This window comes from Duganella kummerowiae (assembly GCF_053572355.1).
This window is the reverse complement of sequence record NZ_JBKFEH010000037.1, coordinates 1-3,468: the sequence shown is the minus strand read 5'-3', so window position 1 is coordinate 3,468 and position 3,468 is coordinate 1. Positions and strand designations below refer to the sequence as shown.

The window sequence follows — 3,468 nt, the reverse complement described above, 5'->3', positions numbered from 1 at the left end:
GTACACGGTGTCGGGGCGGTCGAACTGGTCCAGTTCCTCGCCGTTCTGGGTTGTCAGTTCCCAGCCCAGGGTCTCGACAAACACTTTGTGGCGATAACGCGCGACTGCCGAAAACAGCGTTTCGGACAGCACCCCGGTCTGGCCTGCGGTAACGTTCATTCCCATCCCCTCGTGTAATACAACAGGTTGTCGATGACTGCATTGAACACCCATGCGGCCCGGGGCGACACTGTCAGAACCTGCAGCAAGGGGAGGGTGCTGTATTTTTAACCACAATCGGGCCAGATAGAAATTGACGCGCCTTAATCAAAATGATATTTTTATTCTAATTGTTGACCTCGGTGCAAGGGCTGGGCAAGACAGGGCGTATCACGATGTGGCGTCGTACCTTGCTTTCGGGAGCGTATCTTGAGTGACAACAATGCATGGCAGGCCGAAGGCGCCGATTCCCTCCTCTCCGCCGCGACCGAGCAGGACTTTTTCACGGTGCTGGTCCGGCTGGCCAGCGAGCTGGGCTTCGAATACTGCGCGTATGGCCGGCGGTCGCCGGTGCCGTTGACCAGTCCCAAGGTCTACATGGTGAATAATTATTCAGCGGAATGGCAGCGGCGCTACCTGCAAGCCAATTATGTCGCGATCGACCCGACCGTGGCGCACGCGGTGCGTTCGGTGCAGCCGCTGGTGTGGTCGGAGGCGCTGTTCCAGGCCAGTCCGGAGTTCTGGGAAGATGCGCGCGCCCACGGCCTCAAGGTGGGCTGGGCCCAGTCCTCGTTCGACGCCAGCGGCACTGCCAGCCTGCTGACCCTGGCGCGTTCCGGCGAAGCGCTGGGCGCCGCCGAGCTGCGCCAGAACGCCTCGCGCCTGGCCTGGCTGGTGCAGTGCGCCCACCAGGGCATGGCCAACCTGATCGCCGCCCAGCAGCTGCAGGAGCCGTCCGCCATTCTCACCAGCCGCGAGATCGAAGTGCTGCGCTGGACCGCCGACGGCAAGACCTCCAGCGAAGTGGGCGAGATCATGAATATCTCCGAGCGCACCGTCAACTTCCACGTCAATAACTCCCTGGAGAAGCTGGGCACGGCCAACAAGACCGCCTGTGTCGCCAAGGCCATCATGCTGCGCCTGCTCTAGGATACTTCCGCCGCCGCGCCCTGCCGGACCGCCTGCGCTGGCCGTCTGGCCGCCGCCGTTTGCCACGCTGCGCACCATCCCTGCCGCGCCCGGCGGCACTGCAAATGTTGACAGTTATGTTTCATCCGCCACAAGCGTCTAATGCCATGACCGGGCCGGCCGTCCGCCGGCCGGGACGACATGGGGAAGGAACTACGTTATGGCGCTTACAGAACTGCTCGAACTGTGCAAACGAAATGGCATCGGCCTGAGCGTGGCCGATGGCGATTTACGGATCCAGGGGAAAAAATCCGCAGTGTCGTCCGGGCTGATCGCGCTGCTCAAGGAGCACAAGCCGGCCTTGGTCGCTTTCCTGTCCGCGTACCGCCCGGCTGGCGGCGACGCGCCGGAGGATGCAGCGATTCCGCTGGCGGACCGCAGCCAGCCGCTGGCCCTGTCTTTCGCCCAGCAGCGCCTGTGGTTCGTGGACCAGCTGCAGCAGGGCGGCGCCGAATACCACCTGCAGTCGCGCCATGAGCTGTGCGGGCCGCTGGATGGCGCCGCGCTTGAACGCGCGCTGCAGGCCATCGTGGATCGTCACGAGGTGCTGCGTACCGCCATCGTCAGCGAGGACGGACAGGCGCGCCAGGTGGTCCGGCACGGCGCCGCGCCAGCGCTGCAAACCATGGACCTGCGCACCCTGGCGCCGGACGCGCGGCGCCTGGCCCTGGCGCGCCTGGCGGCGCAGGACGAGGCGCGCCCGTTCGACCTGGCGCGCGACGTGCTGCTGCGGGCGCACCTGGTGCGGCTGGAAGAAGAGCGCCACGTATTGCTGCTGAACCTGCACCATATCGCCGCCGACGGCTGGTCCATGGCCATCCTGATGCGCGAGCTCGGCACCCTGTATGACGCCTACCGCCAGGGGCGGGAGCCGGCGCTGGCGCCGCTTCCGGTGCAGTACGCCGACTATGCCCAATGGCAGCGCGGCTGGCTGCGCGGCGGCGAACTGGAACGCCAGCTGGGCTACTGGCGCGGCCGGCTGGCCGGGCTGCCCGCCGTGCACGGCCTGCCGCTGGACCAGCCGCGTCCGGCGCGCCAGCGCTTCCTTGGCCGCACCCTGGCGCAAACCCTGGACGCCGGGCTGGTCGGGGCCATCCAGTCCTATTGCCAGCGCGAGCAGGTGACGCTGTTCATGTTCCTGCAGACCGCTTTGGCGGTACTGCTGGGGCGCTACAGCGGCGCAGCGGACATCGTGATCGGATCGCCCACCGCCGGCCGCGTGCACAGCGACGTGGAAGACCTGATCGGTCTGTTTGTCAACAGCCTGGTGCTGCGCAACGACCTGGCCGGCGACCCCACCTTCCCGGTGCTGCTACGCCGCAGCAAGCAGATGATATTGGGCGCCTACGAACACCAGCACGTGCCGTTCGAGATGCTGGTGGAAGAACTGCGGCCGGAACGCAGCCTGAGCCACAGTCCGCTGTACCAGGTGATGTTCACCTTGCATAACACCGAGCAGCGCCAGATGGCGCTGGCGGGGCTGGACATTGTGCGCCAGGCCGGCAGCCATGGCGCCATCAAGTGCGACCTGGAGCTGACCGCCACCGCAGGCGGCGGCCAGTTGCACGTGGACTGGTCCTACAACATCGACCTGTTCGAGCAAGCCAGCATGACGCGCCTGGCCAGCAATTTCGAGCAGCTGCTGCATGCCATCGTGGCGCAGCCGGAGACACCGATAGGCGCGCTGCCGTTACTGGCCGATGCCGAGCGCGAGACCCTGCTGCATGGCTGGAACCGCACCGCCGCCGTACAGGGCGGCCCGGCCACGGTACCGGCGCTGTTCGAGGCGCAGGCGGCGGCCACGCCGCAGGCCCTGGCCGTGCGCGGCGCAGGCGAGGAACTCAGCTACGGCGTGCTGAACGCCATCGCCAACCGCATCGCCCACCACTTGCGCGCGCAAGGCCTGGCGCAAGGGGGACTGGTCGGGCTGTGCATGGACCGTTCGGCCACCATGGTGGCGGCCATGCTGGCCATCCTCAAGGCGGGCGGCGCCTATCTGCCGCTGGATCCCGGCCTGCCGGCCGCGCGGCTGGAGCTCATGGTGCGCGACGCTGGCCTGCGGCTGATACTGACCCGTGGCGCCCACCTGGCGCTGCTGCCGGAGCAGGGCGTACGCGCCATCTGCCTGGACGGCGCCCAGCTGGACCAGATACTGGCCGCCGGCAGCGACGCCAACCCGCCGCGCCACGACGATGGCGAGGCGCCCGCCTGCGCCATCTACACCTCCGGCTCGACCGGCACGCCGAAGGCGGTGCTGATGCCGCACCGCGCCATCGCCAACCGCCTGCAATGGATGCGCGC

At 67.3% G+C, this 3,468-nt stretch carries 3 protein-coding genes; 2 read left to right on the top strand and 1 reads right to left on the bottom strand.

The window, feature by feature from the left end; genetic code table 11:
• A partial coding sequence (locus ACLB1G_RS27855; RefSeq protein ID WP_491630532.1) for an acyl-homoserine-lactone synthase occupies positions 1–159 on the bottom strand: 159 nt, incomplete at its 3' end.
• 249 nt (positions 160–408) lie between these two features.
• Between ACLB1G_RS27855 and ACLB1G_RS27850 the strand changes: the two genes are divergently transcribed.
• Together ACLB1G_RS27850 and ACLB1G_RS27845 are read left to right on the top strand one after the other, a co-directional pair.
• Positions 409–1,128, top strand: a complete 720-nt coding sequence (locus tag ACLB1G_RS27850) for a helix-turn-helix transcriptional regulator (RefSeq protein WP_491630531.1) — start codon at positions 409–411, stop codon at positions 1,126–1,128.
• 199 nt (positions 1,129–1,327) lie between these two features.
• On the top strand, positions 1,328–3,468 hold a 2,141-nt coding region (locus ACLB1G_RS27845), incomplete at its 3' end, for a condensation domain-containing protein (RefSeq protein WP_491630530.1).